General features: G+C 35.8%; 26 protein-coding genes, 1 tRNA gene and 1 other RNA gene. 20 read left to right on the plus strand and 8 right to left on the minus strand.

Going from position 1 to position 25,893, the window contains the following annotated elements:
* Positions 1-24 precede the first annotated feature (24 nt).
* The 3 genes from KW2_RS03230 to lmrA all read left to right on the plus strand — a co-directional run bounded on the left by KW2_RS03230 (position 25) and on the right by lmrA (position 3,067).
* Entirely contained in the window at positions 25-513 is a 489-nt protein-coding gene (locus KW2_RS03230; protein WP_021036879.1) for a flavodoxin domain-containing protein, read from the plus strand.
* A 15-nt stretch (positions 514-528) separates the two neighbouring features.
* Complete coding sequence (locus KW2_RS03235; protein WP_021036880.1) at positions 529-1,203, plus strand: SGNH/GDSL hydrolase family protein; 675 nt, start codon at positions 529-531, stop codon at positions 1,201-1,203.
* A 109-nt stretch (positions 1,204-1,312) separates the two neighbouring features.
* Positions 1,313-3,067, plus strand: coding sequence for a multidrug efflux ABC transporter LmrA (lmrA, locus tag KW2_RS03240; RefSeq protein ID WP_041168686.1), 1,755 nt, complete (start codon positions 1,313-1,315; stop codon positions 3,065-3,067).
* 16 nt (positions 3,068-3,083) lie between these two features.
* On the opposite strand, the gene KW2_RS03245 is transcribed toward lmrA, so the two are convergent.
* The 4 genes from KW2_RS03245 to KW2_RS03260 all read right to left on the minus strand — a co-directional run bounded on the left by KW2_RS03245 (position 3,084) and on the right by KW2_RS03260 (position 7,005).
* Positions 3,084-3,698, minus strand: a complete 615-nt coding sequence (locus KW2_RS03245; protein ID WP_021036882.1) for a TMEM175 family protein — start codon at positions 3,696-3,698, stop codon at positions 3,084-3,086.
* Positions 3,699-3,771: 73 nt separating this feature from the next.
* On the minus strand, positions 3,772-4,416 hold the full coding sequence (locus tag KW2_RS03250; RefSeq protein ID WP_011835619.1) for a DedA family protein: 645 nt from the start codon (positions 4,414-4,416) through the stop codon (positions 3,772-3,774).
* A gap of 273 nt (positions 4,417-4,689) precedes the next feature.
* Entirely contained in the window at positions 4,690-6,681 is a 1,992-nt protein-coding gene (locus KW2_RS03255; RefSeq protein WP_021036883.1) for an ABC transporter ATP-binding protein/permease, read from the minus strand.
* A 105-nt stretch (positions 6,682-6,786) separates the two neighbouring features.
* Positions 6,787-7,005 carry a zinc ribbon domain-containing protein gene (locus tag KW2_RS03260; RefSeq protein ID WP_011675679.1) on the minus strand — a complete coding sequence of 73 codons (219 nt, stop codon included), beginning with the start codon at positions 7,003-7,005 and terminating at the stop codon, positions 6,787-6,789.
* Positions 7,006-7,215: 210 nt separating this feature from the next.
* Between KW2_RS03260 and KW2_RS03265 the strand changes: the two genes are divergently transcribed.
* Positions 7,216-7,878, plus strand: a complete 663-nt coding sequence (locus tag KW2_RS03265) for a YoaK family protein (protein ID WP_003129657.1) — start codon at positions 7,216-7,218, stop codon at positions 7,876-7,878.
* A gap of 28 nt (positions 7,879-7,906) precedes the next feature.
* On the opposite strand, the gene KW2_RS03270 is transcribed toward KW2_RS03265, so the two are convergent.
* Complete coding sequence (locus KW2_RS03270; RefSeq protein ID WP_021036884.1) at positions 7,907-8,893, minus strand: zinc-binding alcohol dehydrogenase family protein; 987 nt, start codon at positions 8,891-8,893, stop codon at positions 7,907-7,909.
* A gap of 167 nt (positions 8,894-9,060) precedes the next feature.
* Between KW2_RS03270 and KW2_RS03275 the strand changes: the two genes are divergently transcribed.
* From KW2_RS03275 to KW2_RS03345, 16 genes are all read left to right on the plus strand, one after another.
* Positions 9,061-10,170, plus strand: coding sequence for a vitamin B12 independent methionine synthase (locus KW2_RS03275; RefSeq protein WP_021036885.1), 1,110 nt, complete (start codon positions 9,061-9,063; stop codon positions 10,168-10,170).
* A gap of 148 nt (positions 10,171-10,318) precedes the next feature.
* Positions 10,319-10,392: transfer RNA gene (locus tag KW2_RS03280), tRNA-Met, on the plus strand.
* Between the two features lie 118 nt (positions 10,393-10,510).
* On the plus strand, positions 10,511-10,711 hold the full coding sequence (locus KW2_RS03285; protein WP_011675683.1) for a hypothetical protein: 201 nt from the start codon (positions 10,511-10,513) through the stop codon (positions 10,709-10,711).
* A 122-nt stretch (positions 10,712-10,833) separates the two neighbouring features.
* A complete protein-coding gene (locus KW2_RS03290; RefSeq protein ID WP_011675684.1) occupies positions 10,834-11,034 on the plus strand; it encodes a cold-shock protein in 201 nt (66 codons plus the stop codon).
* A gap of 268 nt (positions 11,035-11,302) precedes the next feature.
* On the plus strand, positions 11,303-11,503 hold the full coding sequence (locus tag KW2_RS03295) for a cold-shock protein (RefSeq protein WP_011675685.1): 201 nt from the start codon (positions 11,303-11,305) through the stop codon (positions 11,501-11,503).
* Between the two features lie 325 nt (positions 11,504-11,828).
* Complete coding sequence (locus KW2_RS03300) at positions 11,829-12,581, plus strand: MBL fold metallo-hydrolase (RefSeq protein WP_021036886.1); 753 nt, start codon at positions 11,829-11,831, stop codon at positions 12,579-12,581.
* On the plus strand, positions 12,569-13,507 hold the full coding sequence (locus KW2_RS03305) for a metallophosphoesterase family protein (RefSeq protein ID WP_021036887.1): 939 nt from the start codon (positions 12,569-12,571) through the stop codon (positions 13,505-13,507). Before KW2_RS03300 ends, KW2_RS03305 begins: the two co-directional genes overlap by 13 nt.
* Positions 13,508-13,975: a tRNA adenosine(34) deaminase TadA gene (gene tadA / locus KW2_RS03310; RefSeq protein ID WP_011675688.1), complete on the plus strand. Its 468-nt coding sequence runs from the start codon at positions 13,508-13,510 to the stop codon at positions 13,973-13,975. It abuts the gene before it with no gap.
* A gap of 15 nt (positions 13,976-13,990) precedes the next feature.
* Positions 13,991-14,076: signal recognition particle sRNA small type (gene ffs, locus KW2_RS11850), an RNA gene on the plus strand.
* A gap of 52 nt (positions 14,077-14,128) precedes the next feature.
* Positions 14,129-14,650, plus strand: coding sequence for a hypothetical protein (locus tag KW2_RS03315; protein WP_021036888.1), 522 nt, complete (start codon positions 14,129-14,131; stop codon positions 14,648-14,650).
* A gap of 247 nt (positions 14,651-14,897) precedes the next feature.
* On the plus strand, positions 14,898-15,848 hold the full coding sequence (locus tag KW2_RS03320; RefSeq protein ID WP_021036889.1) for an ABC transporter permease: 951 nt from the start codon (positions 14,898-14,900) through the stop codon (positions 15,846-15,848).
* 11 nt (positions 15,849-15,859) lie between these two features.
* The gene (locus KW2_RS03325) at positions 15,860-16,762 is read left to right on the plus strand and encodes a carbohydrate ABC transporter permease (RefSeq protein ID WP_021036890.1); all 903 of its coding nucleotides are present in this window, start codon (positions 15,860-15,862) and stop codon (positions 16,760-16,762) included.
* 62 nt (positions 16,763-16,824) lie between these two features.
* The gene (locus KW2_RS03330; protein ID WP_021036891.1) at positions 16,825-18,387 is read left to right on the plus strand and encodes a type 2 periplasmic-binding domain-containing protein; all 1,563 of its coding nucleotides are present in this window, start codon (positions 16,825-16,827) and stop codon (positions 18,385-18,387) included.
* A gap of 78 nt (positions 18,388-18,465) precedes the next feature.
* On the plus strand, positions 18,466-19,107 hold the full coding sequence (locus KW2_RS03335) for a YesL family protein (RefSeq protein ID WP_051303725.1): 642 nt from the start codon (positions 18,466-18,468) through the stop codon (positions 19,105-19,107).
* Between the two features lie 26 nt (positions 19,108-19,133).
* A complete protein-coding gene (locus KW2_RS03340; RefSeq protein ID WP_021036893.1) occupies positions 19,134-21,353 on the plus strand; it encodes a glycoside hydrolase family 31 protein in 2,220 nt (739 codons plus the stop codon).
* 86 nt (positions 21,354-21,439) lie between these two features.
* The gene (locus KW2_RS03345; protein WP_080656292.1) at positions 21,440-22,429 is read left to right on the plus strand and encodes a LacI family DNA-binding transcriptional regulator; all 990 of its coding nucleotides are present in this window, start codon (positions 21,440-21,442) and stop codon (positions 22,427-22,429) included.
* On the opposite strand, the gene KW2_RS03350 is transcribed toward KW2_RS03345, so the two are convergent.
* The 3 genes from KW2_RS03350 to menE form a co-directional block, all read right to left on the minus strand.
* A complete protein-coding gene (locus tag KW2_RS03350) occupies positions 22,430-22,846 on the minus strand; it encodes a PaaI family thioesterase (protein WP_021036895.1) in 417 nt (138 codons plus the stop codon).
* 452 nt (positions 22,847-23,298) lie between these two features.
* Positions 23,299-24,411, minus strand: a complete 1,113-nt coding sequence (gene menC / locus KW2_RS03360) for an o-succinylbenzoate synthase (protein WP_021036896.1) — start codon at positions 24,409-24,411, stop codon at positions 23,299-23,301.
* Positions 24,408-25,763: an o-succinylbenzoate--CoA ligase gene (menE, locus tag KW2_RS03365; RefSeq protein WP_021036897.1), complete on the minus strand. Its 1,356-nt coding sequence runs from the start codon at positions 25,761-25,763 to the stop codon at positions 24,408-24,410. The genes menC and menE overlap by 4 nt, the downstream gene beginning before the upstream one ends.
* Positions 25,764-25,893 lie beyond the last annotated feature (130 nt).

The following is a 25,893-nucleotide window of genomic DNA, read 5'->3' on the forward strand; positions in this document are numbered from 1 at the left end:
AGTAAATAGATTAGGAAGTGAAAGATGAATACACTCATCGCCTACGCTGGAAAAACGGGAAATACAGCAAAATGTGCAAGAAGGTTAGCAATTCGTTTAAAAAATGTGACCCTTGTTGACTTGAATGTTGAAGAAGTTAGTCCCAAGGATTTTGATGCAGTCATTGTTGCTAGTCCAGTATATAGCCATAAATTCGAGCGCTCAGTTCAAATTTTTCTAAGAACTTATCAAAATATCTTAGAAAATAAACTTTTCGCTGTTTTTGTAACGATGGTAGAGTATGGTACTTTTAATAAAGTCATTGCAAAAGAAATTGCTGGACCTTTACGTAAAAATGCAGTAGCGATTGCAAATTTTGGTGGAGAAGTTAATAATTTAACTCCATTTGGTTGGCATGATAAAATCGTTGCAAAATCAATGATTAAGTTAGAATCTAAAAAACACCCCATTGAATTTTTACCAGAAGCTCCTCAAAAATTTATTGAAGAATTAAAAAAAGTAAATTGGGACTAAAAGGAGAAAAGGAAAATGTCAGAAGAAACTAAAGCACTTACGTTAAACCCTCAACTTGAAGCATTTCAAGAAAAACTCCTTGCCCAATATGACAAAGAAAATCTGTCAGCAAAAAAAGGTCAGACTTTATTTGTTGGTTCTTCACTGATGGAAATATTTCCTATTGAAAAGTGGGAAGAAGAGGGAAAGGTCAGATTTTCAAAATACATTTATAATCGTGCAGTTCGCGCTACCACGACCGCATTTTTATTAAAACATCTGGAGAGTCAGATTATTAACCTTGAGCCGTCAAAAATTTTTATCAATATTGGAACGAATGATATCGGATTTGAAGTCCCAGAAGCTGAATTTATGAGCAACTACAATGAAATTTTGACACAAATTGGGGAAAAATTACCGCAAGCACAAGTTTATGTCATGCGCTATTACCCAATCAATACCCTTGATTTTGGACAAGATTCAGATGAAAAAACTTTGTTTGAAACGAGAAGTAATGAAAAATTTCAAAAAGCATCAGACAAAATTGAAAAACTTGCTCAAAAACATCATTTTCACTTTATTGATGTCAATGATGGCTTATCCGATAAAGATGGCAATTTAAAGAAAGAACTCACTTTCGATGGCGCTCATCTTAACCCAGCTGGTTATAGCATTGTGTTAGAAAACCTCAAAGTTTATTTGGAAGAATGAAAAATAAAAACTGATTTAAGGATAAAAGTGATTGAATTAAGTTCTTTTAGTCTTGAATTTCAATAATTAGAAAAAAGGAAGTAAGCAAACAATGGAAAGAGGTCCACAAATGGCCAATCGCGTTGAAGGAAAAGCGGTTGACAAAACATCCATTAAACATTTCGTCAAATTAATTCGTGCAGCAAAACCACGTTATCTATTTTTTGTGATTGGGATTGTGGCTGGTATCATTGGCACACTCATTCAATTGCAAGTTCCTAAAATGGTTCAGCCACTGGTTAATAGTTTTGGTCAGGGTGTAAATGGCGGGAAAGTTGCTTTAGTCATTGCTCTTTATATTGGTTCAGCAGCCGTTTCAGCTATTGCGGCCATCGTTCTGGGGATATTTGGTGAGTCGGTCGTCAAAAATTTGCGAACTCGTGTCTGGGATAAAATGATTCATTTGCCAGTAAAATATTTTGATGAAGTTAAAACAGGTGAAATGAGTTCTCGCTTAGCTAACGATACGACGCAAGTTAAAAACTTAATCGCAAATAGTATTCCTCAAGCTTTTACCTCTATTTTACTCCTGATAGGTTCAATCATATTCATGCTGCAAATGCAATGGCGTTTAACCCTTGCCATGATTATTGCGGTTCCGATTGTCATGCTGATCATGTTTCCAATTATGACTTTTGGTCAAAAAATTGGACGAACTAGACAAGATTCTTTAGCAAATTTCCAAGGGATTGCCAGTGAATCTTTATCAGAAATTCGTTTAGTCAAATCTTCAAATGCTGAAAAACAAGCTTCTAAAAAAGCAGAAAATGATGTCAATGCCCTTTACAAAATCGGTGTAAAAGAAGCCGTTTTCGATGGTTTGATGTCGCCAGTCATGATGTTATCAATGATGTTGATGATTTTTGGATTGTTGGCTTACGGAATCTATCTCATCTCAACGGGGGTTATGAGTCTTGGAACTTTGCTTGGAATGATGATGTATTTGATGAATTTAATCGGAGCGGTCCCAACAGTGGCAACTTTCTTTACAGAACTTGCCAAAGCGTCAGGATCAACTGGTCGTTTGACTGAATTACTTGATGAAGAACAAGAAGTCCTTCATCAAGGTGAAAGCCTTGATTTGGAAGGAAAGACCCTCTCTGCTCACCATGTTGATTTTGCTTACGATGATTCTGAACAAATATTGCATGATATCTCTTTTGAAGCTCAACCTAATTCAATAATTGCCTTTGCTGGTCCTTCTGGTGGTGGTAAATCAACCATCTTCTCCCTTTTAGAACGTTTTTATCAACCAACTGCGGGAGAGATTACTATCGGTGGTCAACCAATTGATAGTGTTTCTCTTGAAAATTGGCGAAGTCAAATTGGTTTTGTTAGTCAAGATTCAGCGATTATGGCTGGAACTATTCGTGAAAATCTAACTTACGGACTCGAAGGAAACTTTACTGACGAAGATCTCTGGCAAGTTCTTGACCTTGCTTTTGCACGTAGCTTTGTTGAAAATATGCCTGACCAACTCAATACCGAAGTTGGTGAAAGAGGAGTCAAAATTTCTGGTGGACAAAGACAACGTTTGGCCATTGCACGGGCTTTCTTACGTAATCCAAAAATTCTAATGCTTGATGAAGCAACAGCCAGTTTAGATAGTGAATCAGAATCAATGGTTCAACGGGCTTTAGATAGTTTGATGAAGGGACGGACAACTCTCGTCATTGCTCATAGACTTTCAACAATTGTTGATGCTGACAAGATTTACTTCATTGAAAAAGGGGAAATCACAGGTAGTGGGAAACACAATGAACTTGTGGCAACTCACCCACTCTATGCTAAATATGTTTCAGAACAATTGACTGTTGGTCAATAAAATAAAAAAGCTCAACTTAAATCGTTGAGCTTTTTTTATTTTGGCTGCGTACTGTTGCAAAAATCATTTCTCCGGCAGTATAAATGAAGACAAAGGGTGGATAAATAAATGTCAGTATGAAACTGACAATCATTCCGATTTTCCAAAAGGGATGACGTAAATAATGATAGACTTCCATTTGGGCAATCAGTTCGGCTTTTTCCTTTGGGTTGTCCTCAATAAAACATTTTGTCATATAAGTATAAGCAAAGCCCCAGAGGTAAATCATCATGATAAAAAGTAAAGCAGGAGCTTTTGGAGAATGAAGTCCGAAATCATGAAAGAAGTCGATTGTCCGTCCAGCCCAAGCAGATAAAACAGGAAGCATGGATAATGACAAAACCCAGAGCATGCAACTGTGGTAAATCCGACGGCTAATGTTTTCAGCTTGTTGGAGCATGTATTGTTGATTAAACCATGAGGTGGTGACATAGATAAAACTTAAGAGGTAAGCAATTAAATAGACAAGATTATCTCTTAAAAACTCAATAATCCCACCTGTTTTTGGCAATTCAAACTCTAACAACATGATTGTCATTACTACCGCAATAATTGCATCAATAAATCCGGCTAAACGCCCCTTAGATACCATAAAATTCTCCTTTATATTGCCCAATTATAACAAAAGATAAGAAATTTTCATATAAAAAAATAAGCACGAAGGCTTATTTTTCTGAGTCAGGTGAATAATTTTTATTTTTAGGAAAGAAGCGTTTTTTGACAAAGAGAAGAAGTCCAAGGATAAAGATGACCCCTAGAATTGCAACGACAACCGAAGAGTAAGAATCGAGAATTCCAGCAATCATCTCCCAGTTATCACCTAGTGCGGCCCCAAGTGAAACTAGAACAATGTTCCAAATGAGAGTTCCCAGAGTAGTTAAAATAAGAAAACTAGGAAGTTTCATTTTTGCAGAACCTGCTGGGACTGAAATTAAACTTCTAATCAAAGGAATGAAACGGCAGAAGAAAATCGTTGCATATCCTCTCTTTAAAAACCATTTTTCAGCTTTTGTGATGTCTTCTGGCTTAAGGCGAAGAACTTTTCCTAAACGACCTGAAACTAATCTCTCAAGGCGTTCTACGCTCAAAAGACGACCTACGAAGTAGAGTATCAATGCACCAAGCACAGAACCAATAGTGGCTGCGATAATCATGCCGATAATCCCCAGTTCGCTATAAGTAGTCATGAAACCACCGAAAGTTAATATGACTTCGGAAGGAATTGGTGGGAAAATGTTCTCAATCATAATGAGAAAAGCAACACCAAAGTAGCCAAATTGATTCATGACTTGGATAATTATTTCTTGCATTAGTACTCCTTTATTTGTCTATTAGTTTAATTCTAACATAAGGCTGGAAGGGGTCCAAACAATATAAAGTACAAAAAATAGGCTTTGTCTTTAGGCAAGGTCTATTTTTTGAAATGATTGTTTTCACTGACAGAATCACCAGCAGAGCCGGTTATTCTTTTATTTACTGATAGAAAGTTCATAGCAATTGACTGGATTGTCAGTCGCTAGAATATTGTTGTGGTTCTGTCAGTAAATGTGACTGACTGACAGAAGCCTTTGTAAGTTGAGTGATTATTCAGAAGCAAGTGCTTCAATTGTATTCAAACGTGCTGCACGACCACTTGGAGCTAAGCTTGCCAAGAGGGCAATCAAAACGGCAATGATGATTGCAAAGATGATGTGACCACCAGAGATTTGAACAATGCTTGCACCTTCAAGGAAGCTACTCAAAACTTTGTTAATGAGGAATTGTCCCAGATAAGCAAATCCGATGGCAATAGCAGCTGATGAAAGACCAAGAATCAAGCTTTCTGCGGTGAATAGACGAGAAATATCTTTCTTACGTCCACCAAGTGCTCGGATAACACCAATTTCTTTTGTACGTTCAGCAACACTCATATAAGTTGTAACGACAATCATAAAGATTGAAACAATCAAACTGATACCAGCAATAGCTGCAAGGACATAGCTGACAATGTTAGTAATATTAGTGATTACATCAAGGAATGAAGTAACACTGTAAGTAACAAAAGCTTTTGTTCCATTAATTTTCAAGTCTTGAATATCAGAAGTAGTTGATTTGACATTATCTACTTTATTAACTGTTACTACAGCATAAGTTGCGTCAGTGTCAGCATTAGCAGCTTCAAGAGCAGATTTTACAGTATTATAAGTAGCAATAACGCTGCTAGAAGAACCTGCAGGACCTTGAGGGTCTTTCAAAATACCTGAAACAGTGAATTCTTTTGTCACTTCAACACTTGCGCCAGCAGCTGTTTTAGCTGGAATTTTCAAAGTAATTTTCTTACCGACTAATGATTTATAATCTTTATTTAACTCTTTAGCGTCCTTCGCATAGATTGCAATTTCGCCATCAGCTGGTTTTGAACCAGAAACATAATCATCATTAATATTTGATTGTGTCCAAGTATCAAGAGTAATTAAACCAGATTTAGATTTGTCATTGTTAGTAAGTGTGCCTAAACCAGAAATAGAATAGGTTGGTTCAACTTTTTTGACATTATCTACTTTTTTCAATTTTGAAAGATGATCACTGTCAAGATTGGTAGAAGCATTTCCAAGCTCCTGTTGAGTTTGTTGCAGGGCTTGCTCATTTCCTAACTTATTATCTGTTGTTGTTCGCTTGAAGATGGTGACCACATTTGGATTGACACTCGAAGTGATGGTGTCATTCATATATTTGGTCGCCCCATTTCCCAGTCCTAAGAAGAAGATAACTGAGAAAAGACCGATTGCGGTTCCGATTGCAATTAATAAATTGATTTTCCAAGAGTGGGTAAAGTGTTTAAAGGCGGTTCTGAAAGTATCACGATATGAGAGTGCTTTTGATTGCATTCGTTGATGTGATTCAACAGGGTAAGGCGGTTTTAGACGTTCGTCACCTATGATTTGTCCATCGGCCAAACGGATAATTCGAGTTCCATAGTCAGCAACTTCTTGTGAGTGGGTTACGACAATGACTGTTTTACCAGATTGGGCAATTTGACGTAGAAGTGCTAAGACTTCTTTTGTATTTTGTGAGTCAAGTGCTCCCGTTGGTTCATCAGCAAGAATAATTTCAGGGTCAGAAGCCAAGGCACGCGCAATGGCTACCCTTTGTTTTTGTCCACCAGAAAGTTGTGATGGATTTTTCTTACGATGTTCATAGAGTCCAACTTGCTTGGTCAGCTCAATCGCTCTTTCATGACGTTCTTTGTCAGATAAACTAGTCATTTTAAGACTAATTAAAATGTTATCTAAAACGCTCAAATAGCTGACAAGGTTGAAAGATTGGAAGATAAAACCGATAGTATCTCGGCGATAAGCATCCATATCTTTTCTTTTTTGTTTTTGAGCAAGGCCATCAACGATAACGTCCCCCTCATATTTACGGTCAAGCCCCCCAATGATATTCATCAGAGTTGACTTTCCTCCCCCAGATTCCCCTAGGAGACTGACGAAATCACCACGTTCAAACTCGAGGTCGATTCCTTTGAGGACAGGAAATTCTTCTTTTCCAAGAAAATAAGATTTCCTAATATTTTTTAATTCCAAAACGGCCATAAAGACTCTCTTCCTTTTCTTAAAGTATGTACTTTACATTATAACTTAATTTTCTTAAATAAAAATAAGACTTAGGTCTTATTTTTAATTTTATTGACTTCATCATCAACCATTCAATAGAAAATCTAAAATATTCATTCCGTTGCTTGTCTGTGATTTATAAAGTTCAGTGTACCCGCATTGAGAACAAGAAATCGTAATAAATTTTTTGTTTTGCACATCAAAAAGCTTTGAAAAATTTCCACCAGTTGCTTGAAGCTGATCTTCTTCAAAATTATGATTGCCACATTTGATACAAGTATATTGTTGTTGATAACCGTTCATTTTAATTCCTCCTCATTTTGAACTGGAAATGCTTTTGGAAAGCTAATCGTTTAAATCCATTATAACTCAAAAAACATTATTCTCTTAATCTTTTGAATCCGCTCTATTATTTTATATATTCCTTAAAATCATCAAAATCAAAATAAAAAAGTTAAATTTGCTTCATAATTGAAAAGCAAAGAGAATAAGCTTTGTGATATAATTCTAATTATGGATAGACAAGTTAAGGAAAAACTGCGGATAGCATTAATTTTTGCTTTGAACGCAGGATTTATGGATGGTTTCTCATTCTTTCATTTTAATGACCGTTTTATTGGGGCACAATCAGGGAATGTAATTCAAGCAGGGATTAATATTGCCAAAGGAGATTTTGCTCGATTTTGGGATTTTGCGATTCCGATTATTTTCTTTATATTAGGGGTAATGACTCGCGGTTTTTACTCTCATTATTTGATGAAGCGACGTCGTTTTGATGCTTCTTATTTGCTTTTGGTTCAATGGTTAGGTGTGACTATTTTTGCCTTAGCTTATGGCTTAGGCTTGAAGATTCCTGTTTCGTTTTATGTTGGAATTTTTTCTTATTTTATGGCAATTCAATATGATACCTTCACCAAGGTTCACGGACGAGCTTACGGAAGTATCTTTATGACAGGTAATATGAAGTCTATGTCAGCAAATCTTGCACAGTATATTATTACCAAAGATAAACAAAAACTTCGTTCAGTCGGTATCTATGCAGCGCTCATCAGTATTTTCTTTGCTGGAGCAGCGATAGCAACCCTTGCCGGAAATTGGTTTGGAAGTTGGACAATGATGGGCTCCACTTTCATGATAGGGGCAGTTTATTTAATTGTTCGTTTTGATGAAATTTAAAAATCCTCAAAAATGAGGATTTTTTTGTTCAAGTGAGGACAATTTTTCCGATGGTATGATTTTCTTCAATAAGCTCATGAGCTTTTCTGACATTGTCAGCAGTAAGAGCACCTAAATTTTGAGTCATTGTGCTTGTAAGAGTACCATTATCTAGCCATTCAGAAACTTGATTTAATATGTCATGCTGACTTTGTAAATCATCAGTATCTGAAACCACTTTAGTAAACATCCACTCAAAGTTAAAACGAGCAGATTTATGAGCCAGTTTATCTAAATTAATAGCTTGCCCTGGTTCAACAATATTTGCAATCGAACCTTGAGGAGCAATTAACTCATTTACTGCAGGCATATGTTCAACAACAGCATTTAAAATTAAAATATAATCAACAAACTTAAAGCCAAGCTCATGAACTTGAGGTACCAGATTTTCATGATGATTGACGGTATAATCGGCGCCAAAATTCTTGACCCATTCAATGGCTTGGGGATTTGATGCTGTAGCAATTACTGTCAATCCTGCATTTTTGGCCATTTGAGTTGCTACTGAACCGACGCCACCTGCGCCATTAATGATAAGAATTGACTTCCCTTTTGACTCACTGGTAACTTGAAGTTTTTCAAAAAGAAGTTCATAAGCTGTTAAACTTGTTAGAGGCATGGCGACGGCTTTTTCTTTGGAAAGATTTTTGGGAGCAAAGCCAACAATTCGTTCATCAACTGCTTGAAATTCAGCGTTTGAACCCGCTCGTGTGACATCTCCAGCCCAAAAAACAGAATCTCCAACTTTAAAAAATTTGCTTTGACTGCCAACTTCGACCACGGTTCCCAATCCATCCCAACCAAGAATTTTTGGCTGAGTTAGTGTCCCTTTGATTGATTTTCGAACTTTTGTATCGACAGGATTGATTGAAATGGCTTCAACTTTAATTAGTAAATCATGTGGTCTTAAGATTGGCTTTTCTATTTCAAAGTCAATAAAATTTCGACCAGAGTCAACTGTTCCGATTGCTTTCATTTTTCTACCTCACTTATAAGTAAAAGTGTATATCAGTGTGACTCCTAAGTCAATCACTTGAATTTAATATTATATATTTTCATCACAACATTAAAAATTTCTAAGACCAAAGAAAAAAGGCTTTGTTACAATGGAGAGAGTTAAACTAATAGAATCTAGGTAAACTCATGACAAAAACTTATAATCATTATCATTTTGACCACGTTGGAAGCTTTCTTCGCCCAAAAGCCCTAAAAGATGCACGTTCGGCTTATTCCGAAGGTCAACTTTCACTGACAGATTTAAAAAAAGTTCAAGAAGTGGAAATTGAGAGACTGGTAAAAGAAGAAGTAAAGGTTGGTATTAAAGCTGTAACTGATGGGGAATTTAATCGTTCGTGGTGGCATTTAGATTTTCTCTGGGGACTAAATGGAATTGGAGCTTATGAACAAGAAGCTTCTTATAAATTTCATGGAGCAAAAACAAGAACGACTAATATTGAACTGACAGGAAAAGTAGCCTTTAATCCAGAGCATCCTTTTTTTGCTGATTTTGAATATTTGAAAAGTATTTTACCAGAAGGAGTTGAACCTAAAGTTACGATTCCATCGCCATCATTAATTCCGAATCGTGATGGTCGTTCAGACCGCTGGCCTGAGTTTTATGGAAGTTGGGAAGAGTTTTTAGATGATTTGGCTCAAGCTTATCATGAAACTTTGCTTCATTTTTATGATCTGGGGGCTCGTTATATTCAATTAGATGATACAACTTGGGCTTATCTTATTGCACGTTTGTTAGATGATCCTGAAAATCATGAAAAATATGTCAAAATGTGTGAAGATATCGTTTATGTTGTCAACAAACTTTTACAAGACTTACCGGAAGATTTGAGAGTTTCGACTCATATTTGCCGTGGAAACTTCAAATCAACTTATCTTTTTGAAGGTTCCTATGAGCCTGTCGCAAAATACTTGGGACAACTTAACTATGATACTTTCTTTTTAGAATATGATGATGCTCGCTCAGGCTCTTTTGCTCCTTTAGCCGAAATCTGGAATCAAAGAAATGATGTATTAATTGTTCTTGGACTATTCACCTCAAAATATCCAGAGCTTGAAAAATATGAGGAAATTAAAGCACGTTTAGATGAAGCTCTTGAATCTGTGCCTCTCAAAAACTTAGCCCTCTCAACACAATGCGGATTTGCCTCAACAGAAGAAGGAAACTCGTTAACACAAGCGGAGCAATGGGCAAAATTGGCACATATAAAAAATATTGTGGATAAAATTTGGGAGTAAGAGATAGCTCCAAAACTTAGCATTTGATAGTGAAAAGATGAAGTTTTTCTCTTCAAGTTTTTTTCCGTTGAACGAAAAATATGACCGTCCAAGTCAAATGATTTCTTAATGGATTTGACTTTAGTTGAACATAGTGTTATACTTGCGAAGCGGGATGGAGCAGTTAGGTAGCTCGTCGGGCTCATAACCCGAAGGTCATAGGTTCAAATCCTATTCCCGCAATATTATTAAGGGCTGTAGGGGGCCCTTATTTTTCTTATCATTAAAAAGTAAAATGAGCCTCTTATGTAGTGAAAAGTTCTTCGTTAAATAGGCAAAGCCTAGAAAAGGAAGTAATAACATGAAAACAGGAGATATTATCACCCTCTCAAACGGCGAAAAAGCAACGATTGTTTCGGCAGATATTAACACCTATAAGCATGCTCTCATTGTAGAATTAGAGAATCATGATGTGAGGGTAGTTGATAGAGAAACATTGACTCTTGCAAAAGCAAATCCGCATGATAATATAGGTAACCATAAGAAGATACGGAAAGCATAATTTGACTTTCTATCAGAGAGGTGGTACTATCAAGAGGTAGGTTTTGTCGTGAGTTTAAATGTTTCAGGAATGCACTTTTTCGCAAAATAGGATTTACAATTAATGCGAAAGGATGTATTAAGATGATAAATGGAACAGTAAAATGGTTCAATATGGACAAAGGCTATGGCTTTATTATTACAGAGGATATGCAAGATGTATTTGCTTATCTACTGTCTATACAAGGAAATGGTTTTAAAAAGTATAATGAAGGTCAAAAGGTAACTTTTGATGTAACAATGACAGCTCGAGGGCGTTATGCTTCAAATATACATAAAGTATAAATTTTGAAAATGAGAGATTGTCTCTCTTTTTTTATTTATTGCTGTTGTAATTAGATTTTAAAATGTTATACTAGTCTTGGGAAGAATAGTTGCTTTCCTAACAGTTTATCAAGACTACCTTCATTACTGAGGTGGTTTTTTTATAGGTTGACATGTAACCTATATAATGATATTATAGACGAGTAGATTTTGTCATGAGTTAAATGTATATTATATTCACTTTTCACAAAATAAGGTTTACAATTTTTGTTGAAAGGAAATAATTAATATGACAAAAGGAACTGTAAAATGGTTTAATCCAGATAAAGGATTTGGCTTTATCACTTCAGAAGATGGTCAAGATGTGTTCGCACACTTTTCACAAATTCAAACTTCAGGTTTTAAAACACTTGATGAAGGCCAAAAAGTAACTTTTGATGTTGAAGCTGGTCAACGTGGCCCTCAAGCTGTTAATATCGAAAAAGCATAAAAGTAATTAATGAAAAACGGAGCAATTTGCTTCGTTTTTTTTATTAAAACTTGTAATTATAAAATCTTATGATATACTTAGCGCAGCAAGAGGAAACTCACACTTCCCTTGATATAAATTAGGGCCACTCTTTTAAGGAGTGGTTTTTAATTGTTTTTAATGTGTTATAATTAAAGTGTTGATACTGGTAAATGCTACTTTTTGAGAGAAGTTTATAATTGAAGTGGATAAGTGCCATTTAGAATAATATAGGACGTCTAGCATTAAGATTAAGATGCTTTAAACTATAATAGAATTAAGAAAAAAAATAGAAAGAGAGAAAAAAATGAAATTAACAGCGCTAGGTGTTTGGGGAGGTTACCCCACTCGTGATGCAGGAACAACTTCTTATCTTTTACAATCGGAGTCTGGCTTCAACATGCTTTTAGACTGCGGGTCTCGTGCGGTGACTGAGCTTGAACATGAATTACAACCGACTCAGTTGGATGCGGTTATTTTGAGCCATTATCATGAAGACCATATTGCTGATTTGGGAGCACTTCGTCAATATCGTCAACTTTATCCATTAGGACAGGACGGTTGGGACGGTATGATGTTACCGATTTATGGTCATGGGGAAAATGAATATGAATTTTCTAAATTGAATTTGGATAAGGTTTCTGAAGGTCATCTTTATGATGTGGAAAATGGGACAAAAGTTGGTCCTTTTGACATTACATTTTTAAAAACAGTACACCCTGTGGTTAATTATGCTATGCGCATTGTTGAACGTAGAACGGGTCAAGTTTTAGTTTATACTGGGGATACTGGTTATTTTGATGAATTGACAGAATTTGCCAAAGAGGCTGACATTCTCCTTGCCGATGTTTATTTCTTTAAGGACAAAGCTAAAATGCCTAATCACTTATCATCAATTGAAGCTGGTCAAATTGCTAAAGAAGCGAAAGTTAAAAAATTAATTTTGACTCATTTGCCTCAATTTGGTGATTTAGATATTTTACTGACAGAAGCCAAAGAAGCGGCGGGAAATACTGTCACTACTGATTTAGCGGTGCCCCATAAAAAATGGCAACTTTAACGAGGCGCTTTAAAAAGCCAATAATTATTATTTTGTCTGTCCTTTTATTGACAGTTATTATCATTCTTTCTGTCAGTATCAGAAATCATTTCCTTAATTATAATCCTCCAAAGACTAAAAGGCAGATTGAACAATTAGTTAAAGCAAGTGCTGACAGTCCTAAAACGAGATTTGTTACTGACGGTCAGCATTATCAGCGAAATTTATTTGTTTCAGACATTCATGGTCGCTTGCCAGGATTGAAAAAAACACTGACAGAGATTCACTTTAGTAAAAGTGACAGACTCTTCGTGCTTGGAGATAGTATTGACCACGGCCGATTTGGTTTTGATGTTTTGCTTTATTTGTTGAAAACTTTGCCAGATGCGGGCTATCATGTGACAGTCATGATGGGAAATCATGAACAAATGTGGTCAGAGCTTGCAAGTGACGGTAAAACGGATGCGGAGCAACTTTCTAATGCAATTGGAACGATTGATATCTATGAGGGGGCTCCGCCAAATGGTTGGCAATATTCAATCGAAAATTGGAAAAAGTTGTCAGTTGCTGACAGACAATTTTTACTGACAGAAATGAAAAATAACTTTGGTCAGCCGGAGCAGTTGATTGAAAAAATTGGAAATAAGTGGGTGGTACTCTCTCATAGTGCAAAAATGAACCTCTCTTATGAAAAAGAGAAAAAAACTGATTTGTTTTGGGAACATTTGCCGGGAGATTCTTTTGAGCGGCGAAATAGTGTTGCTAAGGCGGTAGGGGTACCAAACACAGACGTTCAGGTCTTCGTTGGTCATGTCAGTGGAATCTTGTTTGGTAAGCATCCAAACTATATTTGTTTAGATAATACGATTGTCAATGGAACATTAGAACAGTTTGAAGCAGTTCCAGTGAAAATATATTGTCTTGAACAAGAGAAATTTTTAGGATAAATGAATTTTACAGAAGAAGAAAAAGAATTTTTTATGACGGAAGCACTCAAAGAGGCGCAAAAAGCAGCTGAAAATGAGGAAGTTCCGATTGGGGTTGTCATTGTCAAAGACGGCGAAATTATTGCGCGTGATTTCAATAGGCGAGAGCTTGATGGTCGGGCAACGCACCATGCTGAAGTTTGTGCAATTGAAGCAGCAAATCAGGCAGTGGGAAATTGGCGACTTCTTGATTGTGCGCTCTTTGTTACTATTGAACCTTGCGTCATGTGCGCCGGAGCGATTGGTTTAGCAAGGATTCCACAAGTTTACTTTGGGGCGACAAATCCTAAATTTGGAGGAACAGTCAGTCTCTATCAGATTTTAGAAGACAAGCGGCTGAACCATCGAGTCCAAGTAGAATCGGGGATTTTAGAATACGAGTGTGCAAAAATTATGCAAGACTTCTTTAAAAATAGACGAAAAAAATAAATTGTGTTATAATAGTTTTCGGAGCAATAAGTTTCTTACGAAGCGTGTCAGGACCTGACGGTAGCAGCACTAAGTATGGAACTTATGTGCTCTTTTTTTTGTATTCTAATTTATGTTAAAGTATAATCATAACCTTGATTGAGGAGGAGTTTTATGAAAAATGGAAATTGGAAAAATATGAAATGGTTGATTTTAGTTTTAGTAGCGCTCCTGATTTCGTTAGGGATATTTAAATCATGTCAAATTTCAGCTAAAAACCGAAGTATGAAAAATGAAAAAGATTCAGTTTGCTTTTTAGAGGGGGCTTGGATTTCAGATGTGAAGTTACCAATGTCTAAAAAACTCAAAGGACAGTTTTATCGGGCCAATATGGGTAACGAGCCCTATTTTAAATACGGTAAAGAACAAGTCGAACTAATATTTAGAGAGTTGGAAAATGGGTGGGGGAATATTGATGGAGATTTTGTGAGAGAAAATTCTGTCTATCATCCTTTGAATGAAGTAGACAAAGATGGTTTTCGGCCAGTTAAAATAAATATTAATGAAAGAGGAGAAGAGGCTTTTTTCCGTTATAAAGTTATTAACAAAAATAAAGTAAAAATGAGAATTCTTCCTTCTGGAAGTGTTAAGGTTGCTGATGAATTTGAGGTTTATTTTTTAAGGGAAAATGGTTGATAAGATCGGAGAAAAGCCTTTATAGGGGCCTGATTTTTTTAAAAAATAATATGGCAAAAGTGATTAGTGAAATTTTACTAATCACTTTTTTACATCAAAAATAAAAATTTTAGAAAATTTACTGCAAAATTATAAAACGCTTTCAAAATGAATATACAAGGTATTTAATATTGACTTTTTTATTTGATAAGTTTATGATTAGTTTATCAAAAAGAGTTTAACGTTAAACTAAAAAGAGAGGTTCTAAATGACACCGACATCTCAAGTGAAAATTCTACCCAAAAAGGGTAGGAATGGCAGAATAAAAGAGAAGTTAAAAAATAATACTTCTTTATATCTTTTACTTGCTCCAGCAACTATTTTACTTATCCTTTTTGCTTATGTACCAATGTATGGTTTATTGATGGCTTTTAAAGATTATTCACCTGCTCTAGGAGTAAGTGGAAGTCCTTGGGTGGGTTTTAAATGGTTTATTCAATATTTCAATTCTTATCAGTTTTGGCCAACAATTTTAAACACATTAAAAATTGCTGTTTATAGTATTGTCTTTGGTTTTACACTGCCAATTGCTTTGGCCTTAATTTGTAATCAAATCAGAGTACAGGCTTTTAAAAAGTTTTTTCAGGTGACAACATATTTACCTCACTTTATTTCAACGATGGTAATGTGTGGAATGATTCTACTATTTCTTTCTCCATCTAATGGATTGGTAGCTAATTTTTTAGGAATCTTTAATTTGAAAATGCCAGATGTTATTGGAAATCCCAATGCTTTTGCGAGTCTATATGTTTGGTCAGATGTTTGGCAACATGTCGGTTGGAATTCGATTATTTATCTGGCAGCCCTTTCTGCTATTGACCCTACTTACTATGAAGCTGCAACTATGGATGGAGCATCTCGTTTGCAGCAAATGATAAAAATTGATTTACCATTATTAGTCCCAACGATGATGATTATGCTTATTTTAGCTGTTGGACAACTTTTAAATATTGGTTTTGAAAAGGTCCTCCTCTTACAAAACCCATTGAATTTATCGGGCTCAGAAATCATTTCAACCTATGTCTATAAGGTTGGGCTTTTATCTTTCCAATATTCTTATTCAACAGCTATTAATTTATTTCAAACGGTCATTAATCTGGTTATCTTAGTTACGGTTAATTTTATTTCACGTCGGCTAACTAAAACTGGATTATTCTGAGAGGAGAATTGATGAAAATCGCACATAAATCGAGAAGGCCAAAAAGTTTACAGGAAAAAATATTTGATGTTCTGGTATATGGCATGGCTGTTTTGCTTATTTTACTCATTATTTATCCTCTTTGGTTCGTTATTATCGCCTCTTTTTCTAACCCACAGGATGTGGCAACAGGCGCAGTTTGGTTTTGGCCGAAATCTTGGAGTTTAGAGGGCTATAAAACCCTATTTGCTCAGCCCTTAATTTGGCGTTCCTATTTTAATACTATTTTATATACAGTTGCAGGGACAGCATTTGGGTTATTGGTTAATATCCCTGTCGGTTATGCCTTATCACGAAGAGATTTATTTGGAAGAAAATGGATTTCGCTACTCTATGTTGTTCCTATGTTTGTGACAGGAGGATTGATTCCAATTTATTTGGTGACCAAAAATTTTGGACTCTTGAATACGGTTTGGGTCATGATTGTTCCCTTTGCGGTTTCCCCTTATAATATTATCGTTGCTCGGACCTTTTTTCAGGAGTCTATTCCAAATGGTCTTTGGGAAGCTGCTCAAGTTGATGGCTCGAGTACCTTTAGATATTTTTTCCAAATTGTTCTTCCTTTGTCAAAAGCGATTTTGGCAGTTATCGGTCTTTGGACAGCAGTCGGAATTTGGAACTCATGGTTCAATGCTTTGATTTATCTTACTGACCAAAATCTGCAACCCTTGCAATTAATATTAAGACAATTATTGATTACAAACCAAACACTCCAAAGTCAAGCTACTGGTGACGTAGCCTCACAACTTCGTCAAACTGCTGATATGATGAAATATGCAGCTATTGTTGTTTCTACACTCCCAATTATGATGGTTTATCCTTTCTTACAAAAATATTTTAATCAAGGTGTCATGGTTGGAGCGATTAAAGAGTAAGTTATTAGATTGAATTAGGAATTAATTAGTAATTTTAAAATTAAATTATAGGAGATTTTCAAATGAAAAATCAAAAAATGGTTGTTGCAGCTGGAGCGGCTTCAATGCTCGCAGCACTTGCTTTACTTTCTGCTTGTGGAAACTCAAGCTCTAGTAAAGAGGGGAATTCAAGCAATAAAGATTTTACAGTTGCAACAGTTCGTTGGGCTGATTGGGGGAATGATTATACTAAATTTCCAAATCAGTTAGCAAAAGAAGCTGGAATTAATGTGAAGTGGGATACTTATCTCAATGCGGATTGGGGAGATAAGAAGTCAACATTGATGGCAGGAGGGAATTTACCAGATGCTTTTATGGGTTCAATCACCTTTACAGACCAAGAAATTGCTCAAAATCAGTCTAATTTCATTCCCTTGGAAAAATATGTCAAGGATATGCCTAATTTGCAAAAGGCAATGAAGAAGAATCCGGCTTTAAAAGCCATGATTACAAGTCCGGATGGTCATATTTGGTCTTTACCTAAAGAAGCCCCAATGCGTCCAATCATTGCGAATCAATTATTTATCAACAAAGCTTGGCTGGATAAGCTGGGCTTACAAATGCCAACAACTTATGACGAATTTGTGAAAGTTTTGGAAGCTTTTAAAACTAAAGACCCTAATGGCAATGGGAAGGCAGATGAAATTCCTTATGGAACAGGAAATTTTGACCCCACTATGTCTTACACTTTACCCTTTGGTGTTCTACGAGGAGCTGATAATTCAAATGAAATGATGATGTTGAATGGAAAACCAGCTTATATCCGCTCGACTGATAATTTCAAAAAAGGGATTGAGGCCATGCATGATGCCTATACGAAAGGGTTGATTGACCCAGAATTGTACACGCTAGACCCTACGCAAGCACAAGCAAAATTAATGGCCGATACTGAAACAGTTGGTGTGTCAGTTGGTTGGACAGCTGATGCAACTTTTGGGAAAAATGCTAAAGATTATGTTGCACTTCCTGCATTAAAAGGCCCTGATGGAAATCAATATGTGATGTCTGACCCTGACCATTTTAACCAAGGGCGAGATGAATTTATGGTAACGACTCATGCTAAAAATGTAAAAGCACTGATAAAGTGGGCTGATAAATTTTATACTAACGATGCAGCCATTCAAAATTATTATGGAGCTTTTGGAGTTGGGACTGAAAAATCAGGTGAGGCTTACAAAGTTTTAAAACCAACTGGGGATAACTCAGCAGACACTCAAGCTTGGATAAATTCCTTGCGAGATTTTGGGCCTAAATCATGGGATAACAGTTTGAATGATAAGGTTACTTTTGAAGACCCTACAAATGGTGATGCTCAAAAATTAAAAATGGATGCAGAGTTGAAACAATATGCTCGGCCTGCCTTTCCTTCGGTTACTTATACAAATGATGAATTACAAAAAATTGCTCAAGTTTATCCAGATTTGAGTTCTTATACAACACAAGAAACTGCAAAATGGGTCACTAAAGGTGGGATTGATAAAGATTGGAATGCTTATATTGCAAAATTAAACCAAATGGGCCTAAAAGACTATTTGAAAATACAAACGGACGCTTATGAACGTTACCAAAAAGCTTTGAAAAAATAGCTTGTTATAAAAGACCAGAGATCTAAAAAACTCTGGTTTATTATTAAAAGTGGCGGACAGTTTTATCAGTAAAAAAGGATGAATAAGATGGGAAAACTATTAAATATTGACAGTTCAGTGATGAGAATAATGGCGCTTTTTGCAGATTTGATAATCCTGAATACTTTATTTATTTTAACGTCACTTCCAGTGATTACTATTGGAGCGAGTTTTTGCGCCTTGCAAACGAGTTTACAAAAAATATTGCATCAAAAAAGAGGAAGTGTGGTCAAGAATTATTTTAAAAGCTTCAAAATAAATTTTAAACAAGCGACAATTTTTTTTACCACTTTAAGTTTGCTGACTTTTATTTTATTCTGTGATTTTCGTTTAGTGGGACATTTGCCACTATTGTTGTCGTTTTTAATGAGAACGGCAGCTTTTATAGGCACTTTAATTCTTGCTTTACTAATCGTTTATGGATTTTCTTATATTGGAAGATATAAAAATTCTTTGAAAAAAACAGTTTATAATCTTCTGTTGATAAGCATTCAAAATTGGTTTCAAAGTTTATTTTTACTGATTTTTAATGGTTTCATTATCTATTTCAGCTTTACAAGTCCGTACGCTTTACTGACAATGATTTATTTCTTAACTTTTGGTGGTTTTTCTGTGATTAATCTTGTCAATTCAATCATGATTAAACAAGTTTTTGACAGAATTGAAAGAGTGACTCATTAGATTATAGTGAGATATCTACTGACAGGATGGTCAGTGAATTAGAAAGTAAATATATGAATAATAATATTATAAAATTTGATAAAGCTAGATTCACGGTTTTGACTGAGCAATTGATTCGTATTGAGTATAGTCATACAGGTGAATTTGAAGATGGAACGACACAAATGGTACAAAATCGAGAGTTTTCTGAGGTCAATTTTGATATCATTGAAAAAGAAGAGACGATTGAAATTATCACCTCAACGGTTCATCTTTATTACAATGGTGGAGAATTTACAAATGCGAGTTTATTTGCTGATGTAAAATTTAACTTTTCTGTTTATTCAAATCGCTGGTATTTTGGTGAAAAATCTGATGGGAATTTAAAAGGAACAACTAGAACCTTGGATATGATTGATGGTGAATGTCCTTTAGAGGATGGGATTATGTCTAAAAATGGTTTTGCAGTCCTTGCGGATAAAGGAAAAGTTCTGACAGAAGTAGGAGATATTGCTGGTAATTCTGTCAGTACAATTGATTTATATTTATTTGCTTATGGACGGGATTATAGACAAGCTCTGAAAGATTTTTATCAGCTGACAGGAAATACACCACAACTTCCTCGGTTTGCTCTGGGAAATTGGTGGAGTCGGTATTACGATTACAGTGATAAATCATATTTGGCTTTGATGGATAAATTTACTGATAAGAAAGTTCCCTTATCTGTCAGTGTGATTGATATGGATTGGCATAAAGTATCAGAGGTTCCAAGTCGTTTTGGTTCTGGATGGACAGGCTATTCATGGAATAAAAAGTTATTTCCTAATCCAGAAAATTTTATTGATGAATTACATCAAAGAAAACTGAAAGTAACTTTGAATGACCATCCGGCTGATGGAATTCGTGCTTTTGAAGACCTTTATCCACAGGTTGCTCAAACGCTTGATTTAAATACAGAATTAGAAGAGGCAGCAAAATTTGATTTTGACAATCCAAAATTTCGAAAAGCTTATTTTGAAGAGGTTCATGGACCTTTAGAAAAAGAAGGCGTTGATTTTTGGTGGATTGATTGGCAACAAGGGGAAATCTCTAAATCAGGAGTTGACCCACTTTGGTTACTCAATCATTATCAATATCAAAATGCTCAAAAGAAGCATAAAAATAATATCATCTTGAGCCGTTATGCTGGACCAGGGAGTCATCGATATCCTTTAGGATTTTCGGGAGATTCAGTCATTTCATGGGCAAGTTTGGATTTTCAGCCTTATTTTACGAGTACAGCTTCAAATATTGGCTATACTTGGTGGAGCCATGATATTGGGGGGCACATGCAAGGTTACAAAGATGCGGAGCTCAGTTTAAGGTGGTTGCAATTTGGGGTATTTTCACCAATCAATCGACTTCATTCCTCAAAATCAGAATTCACTAGTAAAGAGCCCTGGCATTTTGATGCGGTGATTGAACAATCAATGATTGACTTTTTACAACTTCGTCATCAATTAATTCCATATCTTTATAGCGCCAATTTAATAACAGCTTCTGAAGGTAGAGCACTTGTTGAACCACTCTACTATGAATATCCGATGGAAGAAGAAGCTTATCAGCATCGAAATCAATATCTTTTTGGTGAACAACTTATGGTAGCACCAATTACCGAAAAAATGAATTCTCTTTTACAGATGGGAAGTGTGGAGGTTTGGTTTCCAGAAGGAACTTGGTATGATTTTTTTAGCGGTCAACCTTATGATGGGAAGGTCAGCCTGAAAGTTTATCGAGAAATAACAGAAATGCCTGTTTTCGCTAAAGCAGGAGCTATTATTCCACTAGATAAAAATCCTCTAAAAAAAGAAGAAATTCCTAGTGAAATAATCTGGAAAATATTTCCTGGAGCCGATGGTGAGTATCTTTTATTAGAAGATGACAACGAAACTAAAGCAGAATTTGTCAATGGAATTTTTACAGTTACAAGTAAAAAAGAAAGTTCTCGCAAACATACGATTATTTACGGGGAACATGAAATTGTATCTGCTAAAAGAGGAGATTTTTCTATTGATTTAAATGGAAAAGAAGAAAATTTCGATTGGAATTTTTCTACTGCTTTGTTTAGAAGATTAGATATTGCAGAAATTTCTTATGAGCAAAAAGATGAAATTTTACAGCAGCTCTCTTTGATTGAAGAACATGAAAAACAAGTGGCCTTTATCAAAACAATTGAAAATCAAGAATTACAAAATAGTCTATTTGAATTACTTTACAGTGGAAAATAAAGAGGAAGCTTTGTATAATAGGATGACAGAGGTTCTGAAAACTTAAACATATAGGTGAATGCTTCCTCTTGTTAGAAACGAAGACTATGACAAAAATCACTTTAAAAGAAATTGCGACAATGGCTGATGTATCAGTGATGACGGTCTCTAATGTTATCCGTGGGAAAGATTCACGCGTTTCGGCTGAGACAAAAGCTAAAATTCAAGCTTTAGTGAAAAAATATAATTATGTTCCCAACCAAAATGCAGCCAATTTACGTTCAGGAAAATCGAAATTAATCGGTGTCTTATTTTATAATAAATCTCAAAACATAGATTTTACCGACCCTTTTATTTCTTCAGTTTTAACTGGGATTGAGCGAAGAGCGAAGGAGGAGGGTTATTTTACAATGGTTCATACCGTCCAAAATGCAAAGGGAATTGAGCAGCTTCAAAGAAACTGGGCTTTCGCTGGTTTTATTGTGGTCGGGGTATCAAATAAAGACTTTTTGCAAATTGATCAAGCGATATTAACTCCAGTCAGTTATATAGATACCTATTTTGAAGATACAAAAAAATTAGATGATAAGTTAAGAAATTTTATTGGCACCAATGAGGAAAAAATTTCAGAAAGTATTGCTAATCATCTTACAGAAATGGGGCATGAAGAAGTTCTATTTTATAGTTTTGACTTTAATCAAGAAGAACCAAGTGTTATTGAAAAACGTTATCATGCTTTTCATAAATTTTTTAAGGGCGAAATTTTGTTTGCAACGACAAAAAGTGCAGACTACCAGGAAATTTTGAAGAGTGTGTCAGTTTATTTGATGGAGCAGCCTTTTACGGCAATTTATGCTACTGCTGATATTTTGGCAGCAAAGTTAAATCAAATTTTTAAAGAGATTTCGATAGTAGGAGTTGATGATGCAGAATTTGATGAATTTATCTCGCCTAAATTGACAACAGTAGCCATTAACCAAGTTGAAAAGGGAAATGTGGCAATGGGAAGTTTGATTAAATCAATTGAGAAAGAAATTTCTGAAAATTACTCTTCGGAAAGCCTCCTAATCATTCGGGATAGCGTAAAAAAACTCTGACTATTTGTCAGAATTTTTTTGTGGAACCAAGGCGTTGACCACTGTGATTTGTGAAATGAGAATTTCATTTTCGTCAGTGATTTTGATTTCCCAAACGTGGTTGCGTTTGCCGTTTTTGAGGAGAAGACCGCGGACATTTACGAAACCTTCGCATTTTTTTGGATTGAGATGGTTGGCGTTAATGCTTTGACCAAGGGCAAAATATTGACCGGAGCCGATTGCATTACTTGCCATACCAGCTGTGATTTCAGCGAGGGCAAGACTTGCACCTCCATTTAAAAAGCCGTGCGGTTGAGCATGAAAATCGCTGAGGATCATTTTACTTGTGAATTTATAAATTTTACTGACAGACTTGTCAGAATTTTCGTCAGTAAAAACTTGAAAATCTGTGATATTGAGTTGGTCAATCATGTTCATTGAAAAATCTCCTTAATAAGATATGAGGGCGCCCTAGGGCCTTGGCATTTAGTGAATAGACTTCAGGAACAGCAACAAGCTGATATCTCTGATGGCAGTTTATGGCTGACTGTCTTGAAAGGATAAAAAATCCCTTTTTGGCTGACGCTTGCCCTGCCAGCAAGTACTTGCGATTCTCGTTGGCACTTCAGCGCCTTACAGTGAGCCTTTTTGTCCATTGCTTTAGCAATATTGACAAAACGGACAACTTGGTATGGGCATTCGAGCGTAGCGAAGAACAGTACTTAGCTGGAATGGACGGCGTAGCTAGCGACATTGTCAAAAGAGACAACGTAGCGGAGCGGAGGTAGGAAAAAAGTTGTTCTGCTTGAAGCAGAGCTTCAAGATTGTGGAAGGGATTTGCGAAGTAAAATTCACTTGTAAGTCCAGGTTCCAGTTTTTTCTTTTTTCGTTCATTTCAAGGAGGGCAAGCTCCATTTATTTACAGTATAACGATTTAGAATTTCTTCATTGATTGTAACGCCAATGCCAGCTCCAGTAGGGACAGTCATAAATCCCTCTGGGAAAGAAATGTCTGGTTTGATTAGGTCTTGGTCAAAATAATGCTTAGAATCAGATAAATCACCGGCCATAGCATTTCCAGAAAGCGCGGCGAGTTGGACATGGAGTATTTTTGAGATGCCAGACTCAACCATACTGCCAATCCAAAAACCAATCTGATGCTGTCTGCAAAATTCAATAGCTTTTTGACTTTGGTAAAGTCCGCCTAAACGACCAATTTTCACATTGAGCATGGTTTTGAAAGGAAGTTCTGTCAGCATTTTTAGACTTTCCAAATCTTGAACGGATTCGTCAAAGCAAATTGGTGTTAAGAAGTTTTCTGTCAGTAATTTTAATTCGGATAAATCCTTGATATCGAAAGGTTCTTCGATACAAGCCAGACCAAGTTTGTCCAGTTCTTTGATGACCGGCCAATCTGTCAGCTGAAAACTTCGATTGGCATCAAGAGCAAATGTAATTTGTGGATATCTTTTTACCAGTTTTTTAATCAAGTCGGTCCCAATTTGTGGACTAATTTTTAATTTAATTCTTTTGACGCCACTATTAATAAGTTGGTCAATTTGCTTAATGGTTTGCTCGTCAGACATTTGTCCAATAACCGCACCACGTGGGATTTTATCAGCTAATTTTTCTTTGAAAAGTCCAGCAATCAAATTTTCATTTTTTTCTTTAAAATACAAATCTAGAAGCGCATTTTCAAGTCCAGCCAGTGCCATTGGTAAGGGACTTCTAAAAAATTCATGTATTCCAAAAGGGTGTGAGAATTCCTTTTGCAAAATTTCTGGCAGGTAAGTTTCTTCCAAAATTTTCCAAGAATCAGCAAAAGTTTCTGAGGTATAAAAAGGAGTCGTGAAAGCAACAACTTCACCAAATCCGGAAAGGCCCTTAGGACTTTCAACTTTTATAATAATTGTATCGCGGAGATTTAAGGAACCTTTGGCGGTCTTAAAATTAAATTTCATAGGGAGTTGAACATGAAACATTGTGATTTTTTCAATTTTCATGCTTTGAGCTCTTTTCTTAAGATTTTTCCAGAAGCGTTTTTGGGCAATTCATCCATGAAAATGATGGTCTGCGGACGCTTATATTTTGCAAGCTTTTCAGTGAGAAAGTTTTCTAATTTTTCTTGGGAAATATTGCCTGAAACAAAAAGAATCGGCACTTGACCCCATTTGGCATCAGTTTTTGCAACGACGGCACATTCCTTAATTTCAGGAAGAGAATATACTAAATCTTCGATTTCTTTGGGATAAATATTTTCGCCACCAGAAATGATGATATCTTTTCTGCGGTTGAGCAGATAGAGAAAGCCATCCCTATCAAGATAGCCAATATCGCCTGTTTCAAAAGCAGTACCATAAGGCTTTTGCCCTAAATAAGCGGTCATCAGCATGGGAGATTTTAGCCAAATTTCGCCAACGCCCGAAAGATCAGGATTGCGAATTTCAATTTTAACTCCTGGTAAAGGTCGACCGACAGAGCTTGTTTTATCTGGAAAATCTAAAATATTAAAAGTAACAGATTGTGAAAAACTTTCGGTCATTCCATATGTTTTATAGACTGGCAAAGCTAATTCTTGGCATTTTTGGATTAAAGGTTGAGGAATAAATTCACCACCAAGTAGAATTAATCGTAAATTATTTCCATTCAATTTGTCGGCAATTCTGGTCAGAATGGTCGGAACGAGTGAAATCATGTTTATTTTTCCAGAATTGACCACTTCTAGAAGCTGATTTTCATCAAATTTATCAACAATTGTGGCTGATGTTGCGTTGTATAGACTACGCATGATGATTGATAATCCACTGACGTGAAACATAGGTAAGATGATGAGCCAATTATCATCTTCGTAAACACCGAGCGTCTTTTGCGAAGCTTTGACGTGGTTAGAAATCATGCCCCATGTGATGGGCACGGATTTAAATTTTCCGGTAGTCGCCGAAGTATTCATGATGACAGCGATTTTTTCGTCAGGAAAATTGACTGACAGACTTACAGGTTCAGCTTTTGTTGCCAAAATATCTGAAAAAGAAATGCTGTCAGTCATTTTTTCTTTCAATAAATCAGAGCTGAAGACTCTATCAATTTCGAGTTCATTGACTTGCTCAGTCAGTTCGTATGTGGTTAGATGTGTATTCAAAAGAAGAACTTCTTTTGACAAACCAAGTAAGGCAAACAACAGGACCGCCATTTCAACCGAATTCTCTGAAAGGAGTGCAACTCTAGTCTTTTTAGCGACGAGTGGAGCTAAATGTCTTGCTATCTTATCCACTCGTTGATTGATTTGTTCAAAAGTAAAGTCATTTAAAAATTCTTTTTGGGGATAAAGTTCCGCCTGTTTTTTTAACCATTTCATTATTTAAGATGTGAGTGAACTCAATTTTTCCCTTCATTTGTATTTTTTTACTGACAGAAATCTTGTCAGTAATTTTTCATAATTTTAAAAAGCTGTCAGTAACTTTAAATCACAAAAAGCGCCACAATGA

The organism is Lactococcus cremoris subsp. cremoris KW2 (assembly GCF_000468955.1).
In the GTDB taxonomy this organism is placed as follows: Bacteria; Bacillota; Bacilli; order Lactobacillales; family Streptococcaceae; genus Lactococcus; species Lactococcus cremoris.

Excerpts from the sequence above, each read along its gene's own strand:
- KW2_RS03230 (WP_021036879.1), top strand. The coding sequence starts at position 25 with ATGAATACACTCATCGCCTACGCTGGAAAAACGGGAAATACAGCAAAA.
- KW2_RS03235 (WP_021036880.1), top strand. The coding sequence starts at position 529 with ATGTCAGAAGAAACTAAAGCACTTACGTTAAACCCTCAACTTGAAGCA.
- lmrA (WP_041168686.1), top strand. The coding sequence starts at position 1,313 with ATGGCCAATCGCGTTGAAGGAAAAGCGGTTGACAAAACATCCATTAAA.
- KW2_RS03245 (WP_021036882.1), bottom strand. The coding sequence starts at position 3,698 with ATGGTATCTAAGGGGCGTTTAGCCGGATTTATTGATGCAATTATTGCG.
- KW2_RS03250 (WP_011835619.1), bottom strand. The coding sequence starts at position 4,416 with ATGCAAGAAATAATTATCCAAGTCATGAATCAATTTGGCTACTTTGGT.
- KW2_RS03255 (WP_021036883.1), bottom strand. The coding sequence starts at position 6,681 with ATGGCCGTTTTGGAATTAAAAAATATTAGGAAATCTTATTTTCTTGGA.
- KW2_RS03260 (WP_011675679.1), bottom strand. The coding sequence starts at position 7,005 with ATGAACGGTTATCAACAACAATATACTTGTATCAAATGTGGCAATCAT.
- KW2_RS03265 (WP_003129657.1), top strand. The coding sequence starts at position 7,216 with ATGGATAGACAAGTTAAGGAAAAACTGCGGATAGCATTAATTTTTGCT.
- KW2_RS03270 (WP_021036884.1), bottom strand. The coding sequence starts at position 8,893 with ATGAAAGCAATCGGAACAGTTGACTCTGGTCGAAATTTTATTGACTTT.
- KW2_RS03275 (WP_021036885.1), top strand. The coding sequence starts at position 9,061 with ATGACAAAAACTTATAATCATTATCATTTTGACCACGTTGGAAGCTTT.
- KW2_RS03285 (WP_011675683.1), top strand. The coding sequence starts at position 10,511 with ATGAAAACAGGAGATATTATCACCCTCTCAAACGGCGAAAAAGCAACG.
- KW2_RS03290 (WP_011675684.1), top strand. The coding sequence starts at position 10,834 with ATGATAAATGGAACAGTAAAATGGTTCAATATGGACAAAGGCTATGGC.
- KW2_RS03295 (WP_011675685.1), top strand. The coding sequence starts at position 11,303 with ATGACAAAAGGAACTGTAAAATGGTTTAATCCAGATAAAGGATTTGGC.
- KW2_RS03300 (WP_021036886.1), top strand. The coding sequence starts at position 11,829 with ATGAAATTAACAGCGCTAGGTGTTTGGGGAGGTTACCCCACTCGTGAT.
- KW2_RS03305 (WP_021036887.1), top strand. The coding sequence starts at position 12,569 with ATGGCAACTTTAACGAGGCGCTTTAAAAAGCCAATAATTATTATTTTG.
- tadA (WP_011675688.1), top strand. The coding sequence starts at position 13,508 with ATGAATTTTACAGAAGAAGAAAAAGAATTTTTTATGACGGAAGCACTC.
- KW2_RS03315 (WP_021036888.1), top strand. The coding sequence starts at position 14,129 with ATGAAAAATGGAAATTGGAAAAATATGAAATGGTTGATTTTAGTTTTA.
- KW2_RS03320 (WP_021036889.1), top strand. The coding sequence starts at position 14,898 with ATGACACCGACATCTCAAGTGAAAATTCTACCCAAAAAGGGTAGGAAT.
- KW2_RS03325 (WP_021036890.1), top strand. The coding sequence starts at position 15,860 with ATGAAAATCGCACATAAATCGAGAAGGCCAAAAAGTTTACAGGAAAAA.
- KW2_RS03330 (WP_021036891.1), top strand. The coding sequence starts at position 16,825 with ATGAAAAATCAAAAAATGGTTGTTGCAGCTGGAGCGGCTTCAATGCTC.
- KW2_RS03335 (WP_051303725.1), top strand. The coding sequence starts at position 18,466 with ATGAATAAGATGGGAAAACTATTAAATATTGACAGTTCAGTGATGAGA.
- KW2_RS03340 (WP_021036893.1), top strand. The coding sequence starts at position 19,134 with ATGGTCAGTGAATTAGAAAGTAAATATATGAATAATAATATTATAAAA.
- KW2_RS03345 (WP_080656292.1), top strand. The coding sequence starts at position 21,440 with ATGACAAAAATCACTTTAAAAGAAATTGCGACAATGGCTGATGTATCA.
- KW2_RS03350 (WP_021036895.1), bottom strand. The coding sequence starts at position 22,846 with ATGAACATGATTGACCAACTCAATATCACAGATTTTCAAGTTTTTACT.
- menC (WP_021036896.1), bottom strand. The coding sequence starts at position 24,411 with ATGAAAATTGAAAAAATCACAATGTTTCATGTTCAACTCCCTATGAAA.
- menE (WP_021036897.1), bottom strand. The coding sequence starts at position 25,763 with ATGAAATGGTTAAAAAAACAGGCGGAACTTTATCCCCAAAAAGAATTT.